General features: G+C 71.1%; 23 protein-coding genes. 20 read left to right on the forward strand and 3 right to left on the reverse strand.

What is annotated here, in order from left to right; genetic code table 11:
* The first annotated feature begins 354 nt into the window (after positions 1–354).
* The 14 genes from DEJ22_RS07160 (at position 355) to DEJ22_RS07225 (ending at position 11,610) form a co-directional block, all read left to right on the forward strand.
* On the forward strand, positions 355–1,170 hold the full coding sequence (locus DEJ22_RS07160; protein WP_111225968.1) for a sigma-70 family RNA polymerase sigma factor: 816 nt from the start codon (positions 355–357) through the stop codon (positions 1,168–1,170).
* A gap of 124 nt (positions 1,171–1,294) precedes the next feature.
* Positions 1,295–2,191: a flagellin N-terminal helical domain-containing protein gene (locus tag DEJ22_RS07165; RefSeq protein ID WP_111225969.1), complete on the forward strand. Its 897-nt coding sequence runs from the start codon at positions 1,295–1,297 to the stop codon at positions 2,189–2,191.
* 92 nt (positions 2,192–2,283) lie between these two features.
* A complete protein-coding gene (gene fliD / locus DEJ22_RS07170; RefSeq protein ID WP_111225970.1) occupies positions 2,284–3,684 on the forward strand; it encodes a flagellar filament capping protein FliD in 1,401 nt (466 codons plus the stop codon).
* 11 nt (positions 3,685–3,695) lie between these two features.
* On the forward strand, positions 3,696–4,172 hold the full coding sequence (gene fliS / locus DEJ22_RS07175; RefSeq protein ID WP_258379509.1) for a flagellar export chaperone FliS: 477 nt from the start codon (positions 3,696–3,698) through the stop codon (positions 4,170–4,172).
* Positions 4,162–4,434, forward strand: coding sequence for a hypothetical protein (locus DEJ22_RS07180; RefSeq protein ID WP_111225971.1), 273 nt, complete (start codon positions 4,162–4,164; stop codon positions 4,432–4,434). Before fliS ends, DEJ22_RS07180 begins: the two co-directional genes overlap by 11 nt.
* A gap of 258 nt (positions 4,435–4,692) precedes the next feature.
* The gene (locus DEJ22_RS07185) at positions 4,693–5,037 is read left to right on the forward strand and encodes a flagellar basal body rod protein FlgB (protein WP_111225972.1); all 345 of its coding nucleotides are present in this window, start codon (positions 4,693–4,695) and stop codon (positions 5,035–5,037) included.
* Positions 5,034–5,429 carry a flagellar basal body rod protein FlgC gene (locus DEJ22_RS07190; protein ID WP_111225973.1) on the forward strand — a complete coding sequence of 132 codons (396 nt, stop codon included), beginning with the start codon at positions 5,034–5,036 and terminating at the stop codon, positions 5,427–5,429. Before DEJ22_RS07185 ends, DEJ22_RS07190 begins: the two co-directional genes overlap by 4 nt.
* The gene (gene fliE / locus DEJ22_RS07195; RefSeq protein ID WP_181430654.1) at positions 5,429–5,776 is read left to right on the forward strand and encodes a flagellar hook-basal body complex protein FliE; all 348 of its coding nucleotides are present in this window, start codon (positions 5,429–5,431) and stop codon (positions 5,774–5,776) included. Before DEJ22_RS07190 ends, fliE begins: the two co-directional genes overlap by 1 nt.
* Positions 5,776–7,446, forward strand: coding sequence for a flagellar basal-body MS-ring/collar protein FliF (gene fliF, locus DEJ22_RS07200; RefSeq protein WP_111225974.1), 1,671 nt, complete (start codon positions 5,776–5,778; stop codon positions 7,444–7,446). The genes fliE and fliF overlap by 1 nt, the downstream gene beginning before the upstream one ends.
* Complete coding sequence (fliG, locus tag DEJ22_RS07205; protein ID WP_111225975.1) at positions 7,443–8,492, forward strand: flagellar motor switch protein FliG; 1,050 nt, start codon at positions 7,443–7,445, stop codon at positions 8,490–8,492. The genes fliF and fliG overlap by 4 nt, the downstream gene beginning before the upstream one ends.
* Positions 8,485–9,132 carry a FliH/SctL family protein gene (locus DEJ22_RS07210; RefSeq protein WP_111225976.1) on the forward strand — a complete coding sequence of 216 codons (648 nt, stop codon included), beginning with the start codon at positions 8,485–8,487 and terminating at the stop codon, positions 9,130–9,132. Before fliG ends, DEJ22_RS07210 begins: the two co-directional genes overlap by 8 nt.
* Before the next feature lie 23 nt (positions 9,133–9,155).
* A complete protein-coding gene (locus DEJ22_RS07215; RefSeq protein ID WP_111226389.1) occupies positions 9,156–10,460 on the forward strand; it encodes a FliI/YscN family ATPase in 1,305 nt (434 codons plus the stop codon).
* A complete protein-coding gene (locus DEJ22_RS07220; protein ID WP_111225977.1) occupies positions 10,460–10,891 on the forward strand; it encodes a flagellar FliJ family protein in 432 nt (143 codons plus the stop codon). Before DEJ22_RS07215 ends, DEJ22_RS07220 begins: the two co-directional genes overlap by 1 nt.
* The gene (locus DEJ22_RS07225) at positions 10,888–11,610 is read left to right on the forward strand and encodes a C40 family peptidase (RefSeq protein WP_146241663.1); all 723 of its coding nucleotides are present in this window, start codon (positions 10,888–10,890) and stop codon (positions 11,608–11,610) included. The genes DEJ22_RS07220 and DEJ22_RS07225 overlap by 4 nt, the downstream gene beginning before the upstream one ends.
* 202 nt (positions 11,611–11,812) lie before the next feature.
* Here the strand turns inward: DEJ22_RS07225 and DEJ22_RS07230 are convergent, their stop codons facing one another.
* A complete protein-coding gene (locus tag DEJ22_RS07230; RefSeq protein ID WP_181430655.1) occupies positions 11,813–12,259 on the reverse strand; it encodes a hypothetical protein in 447 nt (148 codons plus the stop codon).
* A 334-nt stretch (positions 12,260–12,593) separates the two neighbouring features.
* Here DEJ22_RS07230 and DEJ22_RS07235 point away from each other — a divergent pair, with 334 nt between their 5' ends.
* From DEJ22_RS07235 to DEJ22_RS07245, 3 genes are read left to right on the forward strand one after another with little or no spacing between them, the layout of a single operon-like run.
* The gene (locus DEJ22_RS07235; RefSeq protein WP_181430656.1) at positions 12,594–13,067 is read left to right on the forward strand and encodes a flagellar hook-length control protein FliK; all 474 of its coding nucleotides are present in this window, start codon (positions 12,594–12,596) and stop codon (positions 13,065–13,067) included.
* A 27-nt stretch (positions 13,068–13,094) separates the two neighbouring features.
* The gene (locus DEJ22_RS07240; RefSeq protein ID WP_111225980.1) at positions 13,095–13,526 is read left to right on the forward strand and encodes a flagellar hook assembly protein FlgD; all 432 of its coding nucleotides are present in this window, start codon (positions 13,095–13,097) and stop codon (positions 13,524–13,526) included.
* Positions 13,527–13,576: 50 nt separating this feature from the next.
* Positions 13,577–14,752 (forward strand): flagellar hook protein FlgE, encoded by a 1,176-nt coding sequence (locus tag DEJ22_RS07245; RefSeq protein ID WP_111225981.1) that lies wholly within the window; start codon positions 13,577–13,579, stop codon positions 14,750–14,752.
* Positions 14,753–15,168: 416 nt separating this feature from the next.
* Here the strand turns inward: DEJ22_RS07245 and DEJ22_RS07250 are convergent, their stop codons facing one another.
* Positions 15,169–15,354, reverse strand: a complete 186-nt coding sequence (locus DEJ22_RS07250) for a hypothetical protein (RefSeq protein ID WP_146241664.1) — start codon at positions 15,352–15,354, stop codon at positions 15,169–15,171.
* A 190-nt stretch (positions 15,355–15,544) separates the two neighbouring features.
* Entirely contained in the window at positions 15,545–17,224 is a 1,680-nt protein-coding gene (gene ctaD / locus DEJ22_RS07255; protein ID WP_258379553.1) for an aa3-type cytochrome oxidase subunit I, read from the reverse strand.
* A 666-nt stretch (positions 17,225–17,890) separates the two neighbouring features.
* Here ctaD and DEJ22_RS07260 point away from each other — a divergent pair.
* Genes DEJ22_RS07260 through DEJ22_RS07270 form a run of 3 tightly spaced genes read left to right on the forward strand, consistent with a single transcriptional unit; the run spans position 17,891 to position 22,323 of the window.
* Positions 17,891–19,255 carry a glycosyltransferase gene (locus DEJ22_RS07260; RefSeq protein WP_111226391.1) on the forward strand — a complete coding sequence of 455 codons (1,365 nt, stop codon included), beginning with the start codon at positions 17,891–17,893 and terminating at the stop codon, positions 19,253–19,255.
* Complete coding sequence (locus DEJ22_RS07265) at positions 19,252–21,168, forward strand: right-handed parallel beta-helix repeat-containing protein (protein WP_111225982.1); 1,917 nt, start codon at positions 19,252–19,254, stop codon at positions 21,166–21,168. The genes DEJ22_RS07260 and DEJ22_RS07265 overlap by 4 nt, the downstream gene beginning before the upstream one ends.
* A 3-nt stretch (positions 21,169–21,171) precedes the next feature.
* Entirely contained in the window at positions 21,172–22,323 is a 1,152-nt protein-coding gene (locus DEJ22_RS07270; RefSeq protein ID WP_258379510.1) for a right-handed parallel beta-helix repeat-containing protein, read from the forward strand.
* Positions 22,324–22,362: the final 39 nt, after the last annotated feature.

Here is a 22,362-nt window from a genome sequence, read left to right on the forward strand (position 1 = left end):
ATGACGGACGCTCGCGTCACCGGTCGACGGGGCCGTGCCTCCCGGTCGAGGGCCGTTGTCACCCTGAACGGGGGACAAGAACGCCCGTTCCTGTCCCCGTGTCCCCGGAAATGCCGACCGTGTGAGGGGGCCCGTCCCCCCGCACTGGGGACGTTCACAGCTCCACCAGGAGTGGTGTCAGCCGATACATTCGGAACGCACCGCGGGGGACGCCCCCGCACCGCGTCGCAGGGACGCGGGTGCACCGCTCGGACGGATCCGAGTGGTCTCTTCGACGAACGCACCGGTCTGCCGAGGGCCGGTGTCCGTCGCGCCCACGGACGGGTCAGTCAGCAGGTCGACCAGGGGATGCCAATGGACCGGAACGCACGCAACGCGATGATCGTGGAACACCTGCCGCTCGTCGGCTACATCGTCGCGGACGTCCGTGCCCGTGCCACCCACCTCGACCGCGACGACCTCGCCGCCGTCGGGTCGCTCGCGCTCGTCGCCGCGGCGGAGGCGTTCGACCCCGACCTCGGCGTGCCGTTCGGCGCGTACGCCCGCACCCGGATCACCGGCGCGATCGCCGATGACATGCGCTCCTCGGACTGGGCGTCGCGGGGGACCCGGAAGCGGATCCGCGAGATGCTCGCGACGCAGGAGGCGCTGTCCGCCCGACTCGGCCGCTCGGTGGGCGTGCAGGAGATCGCCGATGCGATGGGCGTCGACCGGCAGACCGCGGCGGACGCCATGGCCGACGCGGCCCGCACCGTTGCCCCGATCGACGAGACCGTGCACGACACGGTGGCCGCCGACCAGCCGCTCCCCGGTGAGGACCTGCTCGAGGCCGAGAAGCGCCGGTACCTGCGCGCCGCCGTCGCCGCGCTGCCCGAGCGGATGCGCTTCGTGGTCGAGAACGTCTACTTCGGCGACCGCTCCGTCACCGAGGTCGCTGCCGAGCTCGGCATCACGCACTCCGCCGTCTCGCAGCAGCGGTCCGAGGCCATGCGGCTGCTGCGTGACGGCCTCGCCGAGCACTACGGAGACGGCACCGCGGTCGAGCCGGTGTCCCGGACCACGGCTGCCCGCCGGTCCGCATACCTGGCGCGGGTCGCCGCGAACGCCGCCGCCGGTGTCGCGCGGGCGGTGCAGGACGCGTCCGCGCCGTCTGCCGTCGCTGCCGGCTAGATCTTCGGCGGGGAGGAAATTCCTCGCCGACACCTAACGACCTCGGCGGACCTGCCGAGAGTCACGGATGTCAGCCCATGGACGGGCAGGCACCACCACCCAAGGATTCACGGAGGAAACCACCATGGGTATGTCCATCAACACCAACCTCTCGGCACTCAACACGTACCGGAACCTCAACGCGACGCAGAACGACCTGTCGAAGTCCCTCGAGAAGCTCTCGACCGGTCTCCGCATCAACCGCGCCGCCGACGACGCTTCGGGCCTGACGATCTCCGAGGGGCTCAAGTCGCAGGTCGGTGGCCTCACGGTCGCCGCCCGCAACGCGCAGGACGGCATCTCCGTCGTGCAGACCGCTGAAGGTGGCCTCACCGAGACCCACTCGATCCTCCAGCGCATGCGCGACCTGGCCGTGCAGGCCGGCAACGACTCGAACAACGAGACGTCGCGTGACGCCATCAAGACCGAGGTCGGGCAGCTCCAGAAGGAGCTCGGCCGCATCGCCGACTCGACGAACTTCAACGGCATCAAGCTGCTCGACGGCAAGGCCGCGACGTCCGCGGCCGGCGCCGCGACCGCTGACGGCAAGCTGACCTTCCAGGTCGGCGCCAACGGTGACGACTCGAGCCAGATCGTCGTCGACCTCTCCGGGGCCGACATCAAGACGATGGCGACGCGCCTCGCGGTCGACGAGTCGGCCGCCGGTGCGAACGACGCAAAGCTGAAGTTCGGTTCGAACGCCGAGGCGAAGGCATCGATCGACGCCATCGACGCTGAGATCAAGAACGTGTCCGCCGCTCGTTCGAACATCGGTGCCGTCCAGAACCGCCTCGACCACGCCATCAACGTGACGAACGTGGCCAAGGAGAACCTGACCGCGGCGCAGTCCCGCATCACCGACGTCGACATGGCGCAGGAGATGGTCAAGTACACCCGTGACAACATCCTGAGCCAGGCCGGCACCTCGATGCTCGCGCAGGCGAACCAGAGCACGCAGGGCGTGCTCTCGCTCCTCCGCTAGCGCCACCGACGCCGTCGTCCGGAGGAGTTCGAGTCCTCCGGACGGCGGCGTCACCACACCCACGACCACCCCCGACGGCAGGGAGCCCCGCGATGTCGACGTCGTCCGTCTCGGGCAACAGTCTCGCGATCGACGGTCTGGTCAGCGGTCTCAAGACCTCGGACCTGATCAACTCGCTGATGACCATCGAGCAGGTCCCGCAGACCCTGCTCAAGAACAAGCTCACCGACACCAACTCGTTCGTCTCGTCGCTGCAGACGATCAACTCGCTGGTGCAGACCCTCGCGACGAAGGCCGGCGACGCTGCTGAGGCCACGTCGCTCGACGTCTACGGCGCCACCAGCTCGTCCACCGGCGTGACCGTGACCACCGACGCCACGGCCTCCGCCGGCTCGGTCAGCTTCCAGGTCGGCGCCACCGCGGCCGCGCACGTCGGCGTCACCGCGGCGATGCCGACGTGGGCGTCGGCAGCCGAGCCGCTCACCCTCGTCGGTGCAGACGGCAAGAAGACCACCGTCACGCCCGCCTCCGGCTCGCTCGACGACGCCGTGACCGCGATCAACAAGGCGGGCGCGGGGGTCACCGCGACGAAGGTCGCCGCCGGTACCGACACCGGCGGCACCAGGCTCTACCGCCTGCAGCTCAGCGCGACGAAGACCGGCGCCGCAGCGTCGTTCGAGCTCTACCGCGGCACGTCCGACGACGTGACCGCGGGGACCGCGACGAACGCCTTCACCCAGCCGGGCGCCGCGATCGTCACGCAGGGCCGGGACGCCAGCGTCACGCTGTGGGCGGGGACCGCCGCCGCGCAGACGGTCACGAGCGCCACGAACACGTTCGACGACCTGCTGCCCGGTCTCGACGTCACGGTCACGCAGACCACGACCGACCCCGTCACCGTCACGGTCGCCCAGGACACCACGAAGGCACAGGCCGTCGCCTCCGGGCTCGTCGACGCGCTCAACGCGATCACCTCGTACTACGCCACCAACACGGCGGTGACGAGCACCACGAGTCCGACCACCGGCACGACGTCGACGAAGGCCGGGGTGCTCACCGGTGACGGAACGACCCGCGACGCCGTGCAGCGCCTCACCACGACGATGTCGACGCCGGTGAACGGGAAGTCGCCGTCGTCGATCGGCATCGTCATCCAGAAGGACGGCACCTTCAGCTTCGACGCCGCGGTGTTCCAGAAGGCCCTGGCGGACGACCCGCAGGGCACGCAGGCGATGCTGTCCGGGGTCGCGACGAACGTCGGCGCCGCGGCGACCGCCGCGTCCGACAAGTACACCGGGTCGATCACGACCTCGATCACCGGGCAGCAGTCGGTCGCAAAGGACCTGACGACACAGATCGACAACTGGTCCGACCGGCTGACCGCACGGCGGGCGACGCTGCAGGCGCAGTACTCCGCCCTCGAGACCAGCCTCAGCAAGCTCCAGTCCCAGTCGGCATGGCTCTCGAGCCAGCTGGCATCGACGTCGAAGTGACGGGAACGACCATGAACGCCTTCGACCTGCAGTCCGCCGCCTTCCGCCAGGCAGCGCAGCCCCGCACGGTGACCGACCAGCGGCGCGCGCAGTACACGAACGAGGCCGTGCTGTCGGCGACACCCGCGCAGCTCGTCACGATGCTCTACGACCGGCTGCTCCTCGACCTGCACCGGGCCGAGGCCGCGCAGACGACGTCCGACTGGGAGGCTGCGCGCGAGCAGCTGCTGCACGCGCAGGCGATCGTCGGCGAGCTCTCGTCGACGCTCCGGATCGACGTGTGGGACGGCGGTGAGGGACTCCTCGCGATCTACAACTACGCGTCGACCTCCCTCATCACCGCGAACGTGCACCGCGACGTGCAGGCCACCCGCGACTGCATCCGGATCCTCGAGCCGCTGCGGCAGTCGTGGCACGAGGCCGCCGCGGCGCTGCCCGCGACCCGGGCCCCGGAGTCCGGGACCGGGGGAGCGCTCGGTGTCGCCTGACGAGGCCTGGGCAGCGACGCTCGATGCGCTCGAGCGCGACCTGACCGCGGACGCGCCCACCGCCTGGGCCCAGCCGAGCGGGCTGGGACCGGTGCCGCGCGCGCTGGTGGGTCGCGCCTCCCGACTGCTGGTCGCGCAGCGCGACCGGATGTCGACGCTCGAAACCGAGCGGCGGCAGACCCTGGAGCACCTCGCGGCGCTGCGGCAGGTCGCGGCGACGGACGAGCCGCGCGGCTCGGTCTACCTCGACGCCTCCGCCTGAGGCGCGACTGCTCGAGCGAGTACGGCGACAGATGCGTCGTCGCACGACAGCGACTTCGTCGCACCACAGCGGACCCCTGGACGAGCGACCCCCGCTCGCGGCCTGGCCCCGCCCCCCGTTCGGGGCGGGCCCTAACGTCCTCAGCGCCGCCGCCGACAGCGCCCCACGAGCACGGATCGCTCACCTGTTCGGCCATGGATCGGCCACCGCCAATCGGCGACGTCCGACGACGTCGCACACCGAGGGGACGGGCCACCCGTGTTCGATTCCGTGACGAGCGTCGCGCTGCAGAGCGCGCTCGACGGGCTGTCGCTGCGACAGCGCACCATCGCGAACAACATCGCGAACATCAACACGCCGAACTACCACGCCGAGAAGGTCCGCTTCGAGGACGCCCTCGCGGACTCGATCGTCCACGGCGACGGGCACGCGACGGCGACCACTGCTCGCAGCCTCGAGCCGACCAACACGATCGGCAACAACGTGAACCTCGACCAGGAGACCCTGTCGAACATCGACACGGTCCTGCGCTACCAGTTCGCTACCCAGGCGGTCGGCGGCGAGGCCACCAGCCTGCGCACGGCGATGCGGAGCTCCTCGTGACCACCTTCGACGCGATCGGGATCGCGAGCACCGGACTCACGGTGCACCGCAAGTGGCTCGACGCGATCTCGGACAACATCGCGAACGTCAACACCGTGAAGTCGATGGACGACACCGCGTTCCAGGCCCGCTACGTCGAGGTCCAGGAGGGTGCGGGCACGTCCGGCGCCTACGTCAAGGGCGCCGCGTTCGGCAGCGCCGCAGGCCGCGTGACCTACGACCCCGACAACCCGCTCGCGAACGCCGAGGGGTACGTCCGCATGCCGGACATCGACCTCGGCACGCAGATGGCGGACCTCATCATGGCCCAGCGCGGCTACCAGGCGAACGCCGCCGTGGTGGACCGCGCCAAGACCGCCTACGAGGCGGCACTGCAGATCGGGAAGAACTGATGCCCATCGACGCCCTGAACGGTGTGACCACCAACGCGATGACCCGCGCCTTCGGCGGGACGACCGACGTCACGCCCACCGCCGCCACCACCGGTGTGACCGGGACCGGCGCCACGGGTGCCACCGGCGACGGTTTCGCGAGCAGCCTGACGAACGCGGTCGACGGGCTCCAGCAGCTGCAGAGCACCTCGAAGACGCTCGCGCTCAAGGCCGTCACGGGCAACCTCGACGACATCCACGACGCCACCATCGCGTCCACCCGCGCTCAGGTCACCCTCGAGCTCGTCGCCGCCGTCCGCAACAAGGGCGTCGACGCGTTCAACGAGATCATGCGGATGCAGGCCTGATGCCCGCCGCGATGCAGGACACGTGGGCGCGGCTCGTTGCCTACGTGAAGGGGTTCTCCGCCGCACAGCGCACCATCGCGCTGATCGGTGTCGCCGCGCTCGTGCTCGGCGGGATCGCGCTCGCCAGCTGGCTCGGCAAGGCGACCTACGCGCCGCTCTTCACCGGACTGGCGGCCGCCGACGCGAGCTCGATCACCGACCAGCTGACGACCGACGGTGTGCCGTACCAGCTGACGGACGGCGGTGCGACGATCCTCGTGCCGCAGGACAAGGTGTACTCGGAGCGGCTCAAGGCGGCGTCGAACAACCTGCCGTCGTCGAACGAGGGCGGCTACTCGCTGCTCGACAAGATGGGTGTGACCAGCTCCGAGTTCCAGCAGGACGTCACCTACAAGCGTGCGATCGAGGGGGAACTCGCGAAGACCATCTCGTCGATGGACGGGGTGAAGGCCGCCACGGTGCAGCTCGCGATCCCGGAGAAGACCGTCTTCGTGTCCGAGGAGAAGGACCCGACCGCGTCGGTGTTCGTCGCGACCGAGAACGGCGCCCAGCTCACCACCGACCAGGTGCAGTCGATCGTGCACCTCACGAGCGCGGCGGTCGAGGGCATGCAGCCCACGGACGTCTCCGTCGTCGACCAGAAGGGCCAGACGCTCTCGACCGTCGGCACCGGCGCCACCGGCAGCGGCTCGGACCAGGCGGCCGACTACGACGCGACGACGCGCAAGAAGATCCAGGACCTGCTCGACACGACGCTCGGCCCGGGCAACGCCAGCGTGGTCGTCTCCGCGACGATGAACCAGCAGTCCGGCACCCGGACCTCCGAGAGCTTCGCGCAGCCCACGAGCGGCCCGGTGGCGCTCAACGAGTCCAGCTCGACCGAGGAGTACGGGTCCGGTTCCGGCGCGGGCACCGGCGCGACCGGCGTGCTCGGTCCGGACAACATCGCGGTGCCGAACGGCACGGCGAACGGCACCGCGGCGAACGGCGACGACGGGTACAAGAACGAGTCGGCGACGAAGAACAACGCCGTCGACAAGACCACCGAGACGACGCAGATCCCTGCGGGTGGAGTCGAGCGACAGACCATCTCGGTCGCCCTGAACTCGCGCGCGGAATCGGTGCAGAACGCGAACCTGCAGAGCATCAACGACCTGGTGTCCGCCGCCGCCGGCGCCGACAACACCCGCGGCGACCAGGTCCGCGTGGCGATGATGGACTTCGACGACTCCGCCGCGAAGGACGCCGCGAAGGCGCTCGAGGAGCAGCAGCAGGCCGACCAGCAGCAGGCCATGTGGTCCGCGATCCGCACGGCGGGCATCGTCGTCGCGGTCCTCGCCGCCGCGATCGTGCTCGCGATCGTCCTGGCCCGTCGTGCCCGCCGCCAGTCGCGCGAGGCGGTCGACGTCGGCGAGCTCGACGCCTTCGCCGGTGAGACCTTCGAACTGCCGCTCGGCGTGGACGACGACCTCGCAGGACTGCCGTCCGTCGACCCGCAGACGGTCGCGCTGCCGACCCTGCCGCACGACGACGCCCCGACCGAGGTGCTCACCACCGACGAGATCAGCGCCGAGCGTCGTCGTCAGGAGATCTCCGCGCTGGCGGAACGTGACCCGAAGCGCACGGCCGATCTCCTCCGCGGGCTCCTCGACGACCGGGCACCGGTGTGAGCGCGCTCGTCCCGGTCCCCGCGGGCGGCGGAGCGACCGAACGCGCCCTGACCGGTGCGCAGAAGGTCGCACTCATCCTCATGCAGATGGAGACCGAGCGCGCCGCCGAGGTGATGAAGCAGTTCACCGAGCTGGAGGCCGAGGAGATCTCCGCCGAGATCGTGCGGATGCGCCGGGTCGACGACAGCGTCGTGGACCGTACGATGAGCGAGTTCCACCGCATCACGCAGCGCGGTCGCGTGCAGAAGCGCGGCGGCAAGGACGCCGCGCTGGGCCTGCTCGAGGCGTCGTTCGGCTCGGAGCGGGCGGCCGGCGTGATGGACCGGCTCGCCTCGAACCTGGCCGGTCAGTCGTTCGACTTCCTCGACGACGCCGAGCCCGGCCAGGTCGTCAGCCTGCTCGAGGGGGAGCTGCCGCAGACGATCGCGCTCGTGCTCGCGCACCTCGGGCCCGGCCAGGCGAGTGCCGTGCTCGCCGGGGTCGACGAGCGCGTGCGCACCGACGTGGCGCAGGCGTTCGCCACGATGGGCACCGCCACCCCGGAGGCCGTGGGCATCGTCGCCGCCGTGCTCCGCCAGCGCGCCGGCGCCGTGGTGTCCCCGCGCGAGAGCGTCGAGGTCGTCGGTGGCATCGCACCCCTGGTCGAGATCATCAACCGCTCCGACGTGGCCACCGAGAAGGCCGTGCTCGACGGACTCGAGGCGCGCGACCCGGAGCTCGCCGAGGACATCCGATCGCGCATGCTCACCTTCGAGGACATCGTCAAGCTCGAGGCACGGGACATCCAGCAGGTGCTCCGGGGCATCGACTCGAAGCTCCTCGCGACCGCCATGAAGGGTGCCCCGGGAGCCGTCGTCGAGACCATCCGCGCGAACGTCTCGGAACGCAACCGCGAGGTCCTCGACGACGAGCTGCAGGCCATGGGGCCGGTGCGCGTCTCGCAGGTCGAGGAAGCACGCGCCGAGGTCGTCCGGTCCGTCCGTGAGCTCGAGGCCCAGGGCACGATCACCGTCCACCGGACCGAGGAGGACGAGCTCGTTGACTGACCCCGTCGTCCAGCGCGTCGCGTTCCCGGTGCTCGGCAGCGCGACCACGCGCGACCGCGCGGCCGCCGCCGACGTCCGCGGGCACGCCGCCGGGTACGCGGCAGGGCTGCGCGCGGCACAGGTCGACACGGACGCGCTCCGTGCCCGGCTCGACGCCGAGCACGCCGCCCGGCTCGCGTCCCTGCAGGCGGACACGGCGCGTCGGGTGCAGGTGCTCGACGCCGCCACCAACGCACTGCTGTCGCAACTCGTCCCGGTCCTGCGCGACGCCGAGGAGTCGCTGGTCGCTGCGGCCCTCGAACTCGCGGAAGCGGTCGTCCGCCACACGGTCCGGACGGCCAGGGTGGACGAGACCGCAGCGGCCACCGGCGCCGACGGCCGGGAGGCGCGACCCGCCTCCGGCGCCGAGGCCACCGTCCGACGCGCACTCGCCTCGCTCGACCCGACCGTCGCGTTGGCGGTCCGGGTCAGCCCCGCGGACGCCGCACGCGTCGCGGACCTCGACCTCGCGGTCCCGATCGTCGCCGACCCGTCGCTGCGCGACGGCGACGCGGTGGTCGACCTGCCCGACGGACTGCTCGACGCCCGCCTCGACACCGCGCTCGACCGCGCACGCACCGCACTCGGGGTGGTCCGGTGACCGCGACGCTCCTCCGTCCGCGCATGCTCGACGACGCGATCGCACAGGCCGCACCGCAGCGCGTCGGGGTCGTGACGAGCGCGGTCGGCCTCGGCCTGACCGTCGCCGGCCTCGACGCCCGCATCGGTGATGTCGTCACGGTCGGCGCGGAGGGCGGCCCGCAGACCGCCGTCGAGGTCGTCGCCACCGACGCCACCGGTGTCCGGTGCATGCCGCTCGGGCGTCTCGTCGCCGTGACGGCGGGCACACCCGCGCGTCCGACGGGGCGGCCCGTGCTCGTACCGACCGGCGCCGGGCTGTTCGGGCGCGTGCTCGACGGCCTCGGCCGGCCGATCGACGACCGCGGACCGCTCGACACCGACGGGTGGGTGCCGCTCGACCACCCCACGCCGAACGCGATGGCCCGGACCCGCATCGACGCCCCCCTGCAGCTCGGGGTGCGGGTGCTCGACACCCTGACCACGGTCGGCCGCGGGCAGCGCATGGGCCTGTTCGCCGGCTCCGGTGTCGGCAAGTCGTCGCTGCTGTCGATGATCGCCCGCGGCAGCGACGCCGCGGTCAACGTCATCGCCCTGGTGGGGGAGCGCGGCCGCGAGGTCCGGGAGTTCCTCGAGGACGACCTCGGTCCCGAGGGCCTCGCCCGCTCGATCGTCGTCGTGTCGACCTCGGACGAGCCCGCGCTCATGCGCCTCCGCGCGGCGTTCGTCGCGACCCGCATCGCCGAGTCGTTCCGCGATGCGGGGCAGGACGTCGTGCTCATGATGGACTCGCTGACCCGTGTCGCCATGGCGCAGCGCGAGATCGGGCTGTCCGTGGGGGAGCCGCCCGCGACCCGGGGCTACCCGCCGTCGACGTTCTCCGTCCTCGCCGGACTGCTCGAGCGTGCCGGGACCGACCGCGTCGGCAGCATCACCGGGCTCTACACCGTGCTCGTCGACGGGGACGACCACAACGAGCCGATCGCCGACAGCGCCAGGAGCATCCTCGACGGGCACGTCGTGCTCGACCGGAAGCTCGCCGTGACCGGACACTTCCCGTCCGTGGACGCGCTCGGTTCCGTCTCCCGCGTCGCCTCGAAGGTGACCGAGCCGTGGCAGCGTGCCGCGGCGACCGCGCTCCGGAAGGTGATGGCTGCCCGGCGGAGCGCGCAGGACCTGCTCGACGTCGGTGCGTACCAGCGCGGCTCGAACCCACTCGTCGACGCCGCCGTCGACCACCAGGACGCGATCGACACGTTCCTCCGCCAGGGCATGGACGACCGTGCGGACGCCGGAGCGTCGTGGCGCGCCCTCGACGCCCTCGTCGCACGGCTGGGGGTGACGGTCTGATGGCACGACGCTTCCCCCTCGCCGGACTGCTGCGGCTCCGGCACGCCGAGCAGGACCACGCCGCCGCCGCCCTGGCCGCCGCGAACGACCGGGTGCGGGACGCCGCCGACGCCCGGATAGCGGCGCGCCGGAACCTGGCGGACAGCGAGGAGACCCGACCGGTGACCGACGCAGCGACGCTGAGCGCCCTCGCCGCCGCACGGGCTTCGACCCGCGGCATGCTCGAGGAGCTCGACGCCGTCGCACGGTCCCGCCGGACCGAGGCCGATGCGGCGCAGGCCGCGTACAACAGCGCACGGCGTGCCGCTCTCGGGCTGGAGAAGCTCGAGGGCCAGCACGACCGCGAGCAGGCCGCCCAGGACCTGCGCACCGAACAGGACGCCCTCGACGAGATCGCGGCCCGACGCCGCACGGAAGGTGGTGCCCGATGAGCGTGGACGCCGTGCTCTCCCGGATCGCCGAGATCCGCACGCAGATCGATGCCCTGCGCGGCACGCCGCCGACAGCCGCTGCGAGCGGGTCGACCGCCTCGAGCGCGGCGTCGTCCGGCGCGTTCGCCGACGCCCTCGCCACCGCGACCGGCACCGGGACCCCGTCCACGACGACCGCGGCCGCCACGGCCGCCCCCGCCACCTCGGTCGACGCCGGTCGTGGCACGCTCGCCACCGGCAGCGGCGCCACGGGCACCGACGTCGTCGCCGCGGCGGAGAAGTACCTCGGTGTGCCGTACGTCTTCGGCGGCGAGAGCCGGTCCGGCATGGACTGCTCGGGGCTCGTGCAGACCGTCTTCAAGGACCTCGGGGTCACGATGCCGCGCGTCGTCCCCGACCAGGCCGACATGGGCGTGCCGGTCGGGTCGCTCGAGGACGCGAAGCCCGGCGACCTCATCATCCCGAAGGGCGAGCAGCACATCGTGATCTACGTCGGCGACGGCAAGGTCCTGCACGCCCCGCGCCCGGGCAAGGACGTCCGGATCGTGGACAACTGGTACAAGGACTCGGACATCGCGACGATCCGCCGCATCGTGCCGAGCGAGCGCACCGCGCCCGCCGCGACCCCGGCGGTGTCGGCCGCTGCGTCGGTGACGTCCGCGAACGACCTGCAGACCGCCGCCCTGCTGTCGGCGATGCGAGCGGGGAGCGCCGCATGAGCACGGTGACCACGGCAGGCCCTCCGGTCACGTCGGCGCGACCCTCCGGCGCCCCGGGACCGACCGGTGCGGCCGGAACGTCCGGGGTCCCTGGTGCCGCTGCGTCGGCAGCGCCGTTCGGCGCCGCGCTCGCGGCCGCGTCCAGCGACGCGGGCCGACGCGGGAACGGCGACGGTGCCGGACAGCGGACCCCGCAGCCGGGTCAGCAGCCGGTCGGCGGCACGTCGCGTCCGGGTTCCCACACCACGGACGGAACAGCGTCGGACACCGCCGCGACCGACCCGTCGACGATGCCCACCACGAGTCCGGCCGACCCGATCCTGGTCAGCGTGCTCCCGAGCACGCCTCTGGCGACCACCACTCCGCCGCCCATCGCGGCGACCACGGCGCCGACCGCCGCAGCCGACGGTCCGACGACCCGGACGGTTCCGCTGCCCTCGACCGCCGCAGGCGCACCCGCAGTCGGCTCTCCGGCGGTGCAGCACGGTACCGACGAAGCGTGGAGCGCCGCGGCCACCGCCCCGGGCACGACAGCCGTCGCCGGCGCCGCCGCAGGGACCACCTCGACGCCGAACACGCCGGCCACGACCGCGCCGTCGAGCACGGCCGACACCGTCGCGCCGCAGCCGACAGGGCCCGCTGGTGCCACGGCGACCTCCAGCGTGCCGGGTTCGGCGGGTGGGTCCACCGGCGCGGACGGCGTTCCCGTTCCGGGCACCACGACGCCGCCGTCCACGACCGGCACCGCGCGGACCGCCGTCGCGACGTCCGGGCACCGCGAGCCCGCCCCGCCGACCGGCGACGTCCCGGACACAGGCCTCACGACCGCCACGGGCACCGCAGGCGCCGCCGCACCCGTGGTGCGCACCGACGGAGCCACGGGCGGGGGAGCCGGTCACCAGGCGGACCGCGGGCCGACCGGGCAGGGTGATCCGGGCCTCCCGTCCGTCACCGCTCCGCGTGGAGGCGAGACGCCGTCCGTCGTGAACACCCCGGTCACCGGCGCCGCCGCGCCGTCCGGCGCTGCCACGGCCAACGCGCCGGCACCGCTCGCCCAGCAGCTCGGCCGCCCCCTCTTCTCGCTCGCCCAGGCCGGGCCGGGCGAACACGTCGTCACCGTCCAGGTCGCACCCGACACGCTCGGACCCGTCACGGTCCGTGCCCACGTCACCGCGCACGGCATGCACGTCGAGCTCTTCGCGGCGTCCGACGCCGGTCGCGACGCGGTCCGACAGGTCCTGCCCGACCTCCGGCGGGACGCCTCCGGCAGCGGCATCACCACGACGCTCGACCTGTCGTCCCAGAACCACCCGGGTGCGCAGCCGGGCCGCGACGACCGCCCGTCGTCGTCGGCGTTCCGCAGCGATGCCGGTCTGGAGGCGCGACCCACCCCGTCCGCGCCCGTCACCACCCGACCCACCACCGTCCGATCCGTCGGACTCGACGTCCTCGCCTGACGCGGACCTGAGGAGAGAGGACCAGACATGCCCCTCGACGGCATCACCGGCTCGGTCGACGCTGCGACGCAGGCCGCCGCGGTCGCACAGAACGCGAGCACCAAGAAGTCCCAGACGATGGACTCCGAGGTGTTCATGAAGCTGCTCGTGACGCAGCTCCGCAACCAGGACCCGTCCTCGCCGATGGACACCAACCAGATGATCAGCCAGCAGACGCAGCTCGCGATGATGGAGCAGGTCACCAACCAGACCACGACGGCGAACGAGAACTTCTCGCTGCAGATGCGGATCGCCGCCGCGAACCTCGTCGGCAAGCAGGTCAGCTACACCGACGCGAGCACCGGAACCGCGGTCTCGGGCACCGCCACCGCCGTCTCGTACGCGAACAGCGTGCCGACCGTGACCGTGAACGGGAAGGAGGTCGACCTCGACGTGATCTCCGGTATCAAGGCCGCCTGACCCGCTCCTCCGCTCCTTCCCCCTGACTTCCTTCCACGAAAGGTCGCACCATGCTCCGCTCGCTCTACTCCGGCATCTCCGGGCTCCGTTCGCACCAGCAGATGCTCGACGTCACCGGCAACAACATCGCCAACGTCAACACCGTCGGCTTCAAGTCGTCGACCACCGTCTTCCAGGACACCCTGTCGCAGATGACCCAGGGCGCCGGGGGACCGCAGACCGGCATCGGCGGGACGAACCCCGCGCAGATCGGCCTCGGTGTGCAGGTCGCCGGCGTGTCCACCAACTTCGCCCAGGGTTCCGCCCAGGCCACCGGCAAGGCAACCGACCTGATGATCTCGGGTGACGGCTTCTTCGTCACCCGGCTCGGCAACGACACCGTGTACTCGCGTGCCGGCGCCTTCGACTTCGACGCCGACGGCCGACTCGTCACCGCCGACGGGAAGATCGTGCAGGGGTACTCAGCGACGAACGGCGTCGTGAACGACGGCGGCGGTCTCAGCGACATCATGCTGCCGATCGACGCTGCCGCCCCCGCGACGGCGACGAGCTCGGCGACCGTCACCGGCAACCTGCCGTCCGACACCACCGTCGGAGAGACGCTCACCCGCGACGCGACGGTCTACGACCAGTACGGCACCAAGCACACCCTCTCGCTCGGCTACACCCGCACCACCGCGGGCTGGTCGGTCACCGCCTCGAACGGTCAGGGCACCTCGGCCACCGGCGCGATCACCTTCGGCGCCGACGGCAAGATCACCGGCGGCCGGACCCTGCAGGTCGGCGGCATCACCGTCGACATGACGCAGCTCTCCGGGTTCGCATCGCTCAACACCGCGTCGATCTCGTCGCAGAACGGCCAGGAGGCGGGCTCGCTGCAGGGCTACTCGATCTCGAAGGACGGCACCGTCGTCGGATCGTTCTCGAACGGGTCGTCGCTCGCGATCGGCCGCATCGCCCTCGCCACCTTCGCCAACCCGGCCGGACTCGAGAAGACGGGTGCGTCGGGCTACCGGGCCACGGCGAACTCGGGCAACGCGGCCGTCGGCGTGCCGGGCTCGGCGGGCGTCGGCTCGCTCGCATCGGGCACGCTCGAGATGTCGAACGTCGACCTGTCGCAGGAGTTCACGAACCTCATCGTGGCGCAGCGCGGGTTCCAGGCGAACGCGCGGATCATCACCACGTCCGACGAGGTCCTGCAGGAGCTCACCAACCTCAAGCGGTAGGCGCGCGCGGGCGGTCCTCCGGGGCCCGCCCGTCTGCCGACCGCGCGGCGGGTCATCGTCCGCTCCACTCGTCGACGGAGGCCGGCTGCTCAGGTGCAGCCGGCCTCCGTGCTCGACGACGAGCGGCTCCGCCGATGTCCCCTCAGGAGTCCTGTTCATCGTCGGACTCGGAGGACTTCCTCCAGTCCTCGCGGAGGACGTTGACGGGTCATCGGCGAGGATGCCGTCGACGAGCGCGCGGGAGCCGGCAGCGATCGTCGAGTCCCGGTCTGCTTCCGGAGTGACCACCCAGGAGTGGTCCTCTGGCCAGATCAAGGAGGTGTACTGCGCTTCCTGGACCGGTCGACTGCTCCCAGCCCGGTCGTTGCGGCGCATCGCACGAGCTGTGCGCGCAGCCGATCTGTCTCGTGGTGCGGTCAGCCCGTGTGTCCACCGGGACCACCGAGGTCCGGCGGTGTGGCCTGGCTGCCCTGGATCGTCGGCCCTGACCCGTCCGGGAGACCTCGGCCGTGCTTGCTCGTGAACCACCCGAAGTAGTGCCCCACCCCGGCAAGCGCAACCACTGCCACGCTGGCGACGACGAACCACAGCTCCGAGGACATGTCTGCACCCTACGGGACCGGCGCTCGGTCTGTGGCTTCCGGTGATGCGGACTCGTTGCGACCTCGCGCGGCGGCCCTCCAGGTCGCGGGCGCGGTGGGTCGTGATCGAACGGCGTCAGCCCGACGCCGTCGTGCGAGATCGGTCGCGGCGGCTGAACGGAGGTCGGCGACTCGCGGTGCGCACCCGCCGTCAGAACTCCTGGTCGGTCTGCTTCGGGTTGCGGGTCCTGCCGGTGGCCTGGTCGTGCGTCGCGGCGTCCGGGGCGTCCATGGCCGGGCCACGGCCGACGGGCACGCCGGCCTCGGGGTGGTTGAGGTCGAACGCTGGGGACTCCGAGCGGATGCGGGGGATCGACGTGAAGTTGTGTCGTGGCGGCGGGCAGCTGGTCGCCCACTCCAGGGACCGGCCGTACCCCCAGGGGTCGTTGACGAGGATCCGCTGGCCGTGCCGCATCGTCTGGACGATGTTGAGGAAGAACGGGATCATCGACGCTGCCGTCAGCATCGCCCCGACGGTGGACACCTCGTGCAGCCAGGTGAAGTTGTCCTCTTCGAGGTAGCTCGCGTACCGGCGGGGCATCCCGATCACGCCGAGCCAGTGCTGGATGAGGAAGGTGGTGTGGAACCCGACGAAGAGCATCCAGAAGTGGATCTTGCCGAGCCGTTCGCCGAGCATCTTGCCGGTGAACTTGGGCCACCAGAAGTAGAAGCCCGAGAACATCGCGAACACGACCGTGCCGAACACGACGTAGTGGAAGTGCGCGACGACGAAGTAGGTGTCGTGGACGTGGAAGTCGAGCGGCGGGGACGCCAGGATCACGCCGGTCAGGCCGCCGAAGGTGAAGGTGACGAGGAACCCGATCGCCCACAGGATCGGCGTCTCGAACGTGACCGACCCCTGCCACATGGTGCCGATCCAGTTGAAGATCTTCACGCCCGTCGGGACGGCGATGAGCATCGTCATGAGGGAGAACCAGGGCAGGAGCACCCCGCCGGTCGCGAACATGTGGTGCGCCCAGACGGAGACCGACAGGGCGGCGATGGAGATGGTCGCGTAGACGAGGGTCTTGTAGCCGAAGATCGGTTTCCGGCTGAACACCGGGAACACCTCGGAGACGATGCCGAAGAACGGCAACGCGATGACGTACACCTCGGGGTGGCCGAAGAACCAGAAGAGGTGCTGCCAGAGCAGCGCTCCGCCGTTGGCCGGGTTGTAGATCTGCGCGTCGAACACCCGGTCGAGCAGCAGGCCGAACAGGGCGGCCGCGAGCACGGGGAACGCCATGAGGACGAGGATCGAGGTGATCAGCACGTTCCAGGTGAAGATCGGCATCCGGAACATCGTCATGCCCGGCGCGCGCATGGTGATCGCGGTGGTGATGAAGTTCACCGCGCCGAGGATGGTGCTGAACCCGGTCATGCTGAGCCCGGCCACCCAGAGGGTGCTCCCCAGCCCCGGTTCGAAGGTGGTGTCGGACAGGGGAGCGTAGGCGGTCCAGCCGAACGAGGCCGAGCCCGCGGGTGTGAGGAAGCCGCCCATCGCGATGAGACTGCCGAACACGTAGAGCCAGTACGAGAACGCGTTGAGACGGGGGAACGCCACGTCGGGAGCACCGATCTGCAGCGGCATGATGGCGTTCGCGAAGCCGGCGAACAACGGTGTCGCGAAGAGCAGCAGCATGACGGTGCCGTGCATCGTCATGAGCTGGTTGTACTGCTCCCGGGTCTGCAGGACGTCGAGACCCGGGGTGAAGAGCTCGGTCCGCATGACCACGGCCATGAGCCCCGCGAGGCAGAAGTACCCGAACGCGGTCACCAGGTAGAGGTTCCCGATGGTCTTGTGGTCGGTGCTCGTGTGCCAGTGCACCATGCGGGCACCGAACCGGAGCGGTCCGCCCACGACGCGTCGCGGGGGTTCGCCGAGGGCGGGAGGGGTCTTCATGTCGGTCACGAGGTGCTCCGATCTGGCTGGGCGGATGACGCGGGGCTGGAGGTGTGGGCCGAGGCGCTCGCGCTCCTGTCCACGACGGCCCTGTCGCTCCGCTGCCGTCGCGCCGTGCGGGTCGGAGCTGGACCGACGCACCCATCAGCAGGCCTCGCTGGTCCGGCCGCGGTCGGCATGACGGTCAGCGGATGGACCAGTCGTGCGATCCCCATGGTGGAAGTGAATGCTGCGATCGCGGTCGCGGCAACGGGGTGGCCAGACCGCGCGGATGCGCCGTCCGATGTGCGCGGGGACCGCCCTGCACCGGACGGGAGGCGCGGATTGCCGCAACCCCGCAGTGCGGTTTTCCCCTCTTGTGTGGGGTCCCGGCGCACGGATACGTTCAGCGCAACGACGTCGCTCCCAGCCGAGCAGACCTCGTGGATTCCCGCCCTGTTCTGCGCTGCGCGCTCCTGACGGTCCTCTCGCCCGACGGCTCCGCCGCCGCATGCCCACCGCGTGTCCGTGCCGCCCTGCACCGGACCGACCGCCGCGTCACCCTCCGCGGCTGCCCCGTACCCGCACCCGAACCGCACGAAGGACCCGAACCTCATGCAACCGCTCGTCCTCCTCGCGTCGCAGACATCGACCCAGGTCGTGCTCGACAACCTCGCCGCCTTCGGGCACGAAGCCCTCAAGTACTTCCCGATCGGCATCGCCGGCATCATCGTGTGGTCGCTCTGGCTCTACCGGGTCGTCCTCTCCGCTCGCGCGAAGCCGGTCGTGAACGGGTTCCGGACCTCCACGTCGGTGGTCGTGCCGTCGTTCCACGAGGACCCGGACATCCTGCTCCGTTGCCTGGAGAGCTGGCGCGAACAGCACCCCGACGAGATCATCATCGTGCTCGACGTCGCGGACACGGATGCGTACCGGCGCATCGTCGCGATCGGCGACCCCACCGTCAAGCCGGTCCTGTTCCACCACGTCGGCAAGCGCAGCGCCCTCGGTGAGGGCATCCGGCGCGCGAAGTTCGACGTGCTCGTGCTCGTGGACTCCGACACCTCGTGGGAGCCCGGGTTGCTCGAGGCGGTGCAGATGCCGTTCGTCGACGAGCGCGTGGGCGGTGTCGGCACCCAGCAGAACGTGTACCAGCGGAACTCGAGCATCTGGCGGATCATCGCCGACTGGCTCGTCAACCTGCGGTACTTCAACTACGTCCCGGCGATGGGTGCGGCCGGCGCCGTGCCGATCCTGTCCGGTCGGACCGCCGCCTACCGTCGTTCCGCGGTCATGCCCGTCCTCGACAACCTGGAGAACGAGTTCTTCCTCGGCCGCCGCTGCATCGCCGGCGACGACGGTCGGCTCACCTGGTTGGTGATCGCGTCGGGCTTCCGGACCGTGCACCAGTCGACCGCGAAGGCGCTCTCGATGTTCCCGGCGAGCGGCAAGGCGTTCTTCAAGCAGCGGATCCGGTGGAGCCGGAACTCCTACCGGACGTACCTGACGGCGATCGCCAAGGGCTGGGTGTGGCGCGTGCCGTTCGTGACGAAGATCACCGTCCTGCAGATCATCCTGACGCCCGTGACGATGGGGATCACGATGTGGTACCTGCTCTTCAGCCGGCTCGAGCTGAGCACGGTCGGTGTCCTCTTCACCGTCGGTTGGTTGCTCTTCGGCCGCGCCGTCCGTGGTGCCTCGAACCTCAAGCGGCACCCGCTCGACCTCCTGGTGCTCCCGGTGCTCGCCCTCGTCGTGATCACGGTCGCGCTGCCGATCAAGGTGTACGCGTTCGTCACGATGAACAAGCAGGGGTGGCTCACTCGTCACGCCGACCAGATCGGCGGCGACGGGCAGCAGGCCCGGACGCTGCAGCCCGAGCCCGTCGCGGAGGCACGTCGGCCGGTCCCCGGTGTCGTCGTCCAGCCCGGCGCGGTCGCGGCTTCCGCGTCCGCCGGCGACCAGGCGGTGGCAGCATGATCGCCGTCCGGAGCGCGGTCCTGCGCAGCGCGGCGGCCCTCGCGGTGGGCGCCGGACTCGTCCTCGCCGGACTCGCGACCGCGCCGGCGGCGACGGCCGCGACGACCACCGGCACCACGGGGTCCTCGGCGGGGAGACCGTACGCGGGAGACCCGGACAAGGAGGCACGGCTCGTCTCCGCCGAGAACGACCGCATCTACAACGTGCGGGCGCTGGCGTCAGCGGCCCGGTGGAGCGGCCTGGCCGTGTCCCAGCCGTACCGGCTCGCGACCGGCTCGTCGTACACCCTCGTGCTCGTCGCGCGTGGCGCGCCCTACACGATCAACGACCTCACCGAGCTCGCGCCCTCCACCTTCGTCAAGCAGCCGGACGGCTCGTGGCTCCTCAGCGAGAACATCGTCGTCGAGAACGGCGCCACCCTCCGGCTCGCCAGCCCGGACGGCCTGGACATCCACCTGAAGAGCAACCACGACGGGTTCGTCTCGATCGTGACGCAGGCCGGCGGACTCCAGGTGATCGGGTCCGCGAAGGCACCCGTCGCCATCGACTCCTGGGACCCGCAGGCGGGGGCCGTCGACACGCAGACGTCCGACGGGCGCGCCTACGTCCGCGTGCAGGGCGGGACGGCGACACTCCAGTACGCGTCGTTCTCGCACCTCGGCTTCTGGAGCGGTACGACCGGCGGGGTCTCGCTCACCGGGACCGACCTCACCACGCTCGACCGGGCGTCCGGTGACCAGGAGGGCAAGACGAAGCGCACGACGGAGGACGTGTTCGGCAACGCGATCCTGCCGACCGGGGCGCTCCCGAGCACGGGGGAGAGCGCGGCCAACGCGGGTGCCTACAGCTACGTCTCGGCGCTCGTGCAGCACGTCACCTTCGACGGGAACGCGTTCGGCTTGTTCCTGACGAGTGCCGACGGCGTCACCATGTCGGACGCGACCGTCGAGCGCTCCCTGATCGACGGCCTGGTGCTGCACCGCTACGTGACCAACTCCACCTTCACCTCGGTCCGTTCCGTCGACAACGCGATGGACGGCATCAAGATGACCAGGGCCTCCACCGGCATCGTGTTCAGTCAGGTCCGGGCGACGGACAACGGCAGGAACGGCATCACGCTGAACGGCAGCGGTCTCGCCGCTGGCCCGAACGCGGCGGGCATGCCGACCACGACGTACGGCAACAACGCGCTCACGGACAGCACGAGCGCCGACAACGGGCGCTACGGCATCGAGGTGATCGGCGGCAAGAACATCCGTGTCAGCGGATCGACCGCGTCCGGCAACGAGATGGGCATCGTGGTCCGGCACGACGCGGACGACGTGGTCGTCCGGAACAACGTCGTGAAGGACTCCGCGCAGAACGGCATCGCCGTGCTCGACGGTCCCACCGCGACCGAGGTCTCGGAGAACTCGGTCAGCGGAGCGGACATCGGCGTGTACCTGCGCGAGAGCACGTCGTCCTCGGTGACGAACAACACCATCAGCGCGGCCCGGGTGCACGGCGTCACGGCGGTCGGCTCCGCGCCCGGCACCGAGATCCAGAACAACGCGGTCCGCGGTTCGGGACCGAGCGCCATCGACCTCGCTCGGGCCGACGGAGCCGCGCAGCAGGGCAACACGACGGTGGAGTGGCGCTCGACCAAGCCCCTGCTCGTGACCCTGCGCGCGATCTTCCAACCGCTGACGGTGCTCTGGCTCGTGCTGCTCACGGTGGTGCTGGTCGCCGCCGTCGGTGGCCTCCGTCGTCGTCGCGCCGGAGGGCGCGAGCACCCCTACGCCAAGCTGGCACCGCTCTCGAGCTTCACCCGCGGTTCCGTCGACCCGGAGACGCTCGGTCTCCCACCGGCGCCGGGTGCCAGGGGATCGCACGTGGCCGACACGGCGGGCACGACCCCGCAGACGGCGAGCTGACCGGTGGCGACAGGCTTCTCCCGGTACCGGTCGCACCTCGTCGTGGGAGCCGCCGGCGTGGCGCTCGGGGCGGTCGTGGTCGGCGGGGTCTGGGCCGCGTCGAGCACCCCCGACGCGCCCACGTCAGCGCAGTCGGCCCGGTCCCCGGAGCCCGACCGCACCGAGGCTCCGGCACCGACGGGCTCCTCGACGAGCACGCCGAGGTCCACCCCGTCGCCGACGACGGGGACGACGCCGGGGGCCGCGCAGGCCGTCGTCTCCTGCACGAGGGACGCCACCACGCCGGTGACGACCGCGAAGGAACTCACCGCGGCGCTGTCGAAGGCGGCCCCTGGTCAGGTCATCGCGCTCGCCCCGGGTACCTACACCGGGAACTTCACGGGCTCGGCGACCGGCACCGCCGACCGTCCGATCACGCTGTGCGGTCCGGCCGACGCCGTGCTCGACGGCGGCGACACCGACAAGGGCTACGTCCTGCACCTCGACGGTGCCTCCCGGTGGTTGCTCCAGGGCTTCACCGTCCGGAACGGACAGAAGGGCGTCATGTTCGACGGCGTCCAGCACAGCACCATCGACGGGATCACCGTCACGGACATCGGCGACGAGGGCATCCACCTCCGCGCCGGCAGCAGCGACAACACCGTCCGTGGCAGCTCCGTGTCGAACACCGGCGTCCGGAAGCCGAAGTTCGGCGAGGGCATCTACGTCGGGTCCTCGAAGAGCAACTGGTGCAAGGTGTCCGACTGCCGTGAGGACCAGAGCGACCGCAACGTCGTGACGGGCAACACCATCTCCGACACCGGAGCCGAGAACGTCGACATCAAGGAGGGGACGACCGGTGGCACGCTGTCGGACAACTCCTTCGACGGTACCGGCATGCAGGGCGAGAACCACGCCGACTCCTGGGTCGACGTCAAGGGCAACGGCTGGACCGTCACGGGCAACCGCGGCGTCCACTCACCCCTCGACGGCTTCCAGACGCACGAGCTGCTCGACGGCTGGGGGACCGACAACACCTTCACCGACAACCACGTCGACCTCGGCAACAGCACCGGTGTCGCGTTCGCCTTCCGGCCGGTCGAGGGCAACACCGTCTCGTGTGACAACACCGTCGTCGGCTCGAACGAGTTCAGCACGACGACCTGCACCGGCTGAGCCCGCCCCGCAGCGCCACCCACAATGCAGCACCCGCGT

It is taken from the genome of Curtobacterium sp. MCSS17_007 (assembly GCF_003234175.2).
Lineage (GTDB): Bacteria > Actinomycetota > Actinomycetes > Actinomycetales > Microbacteriaceae > Curtobacterium.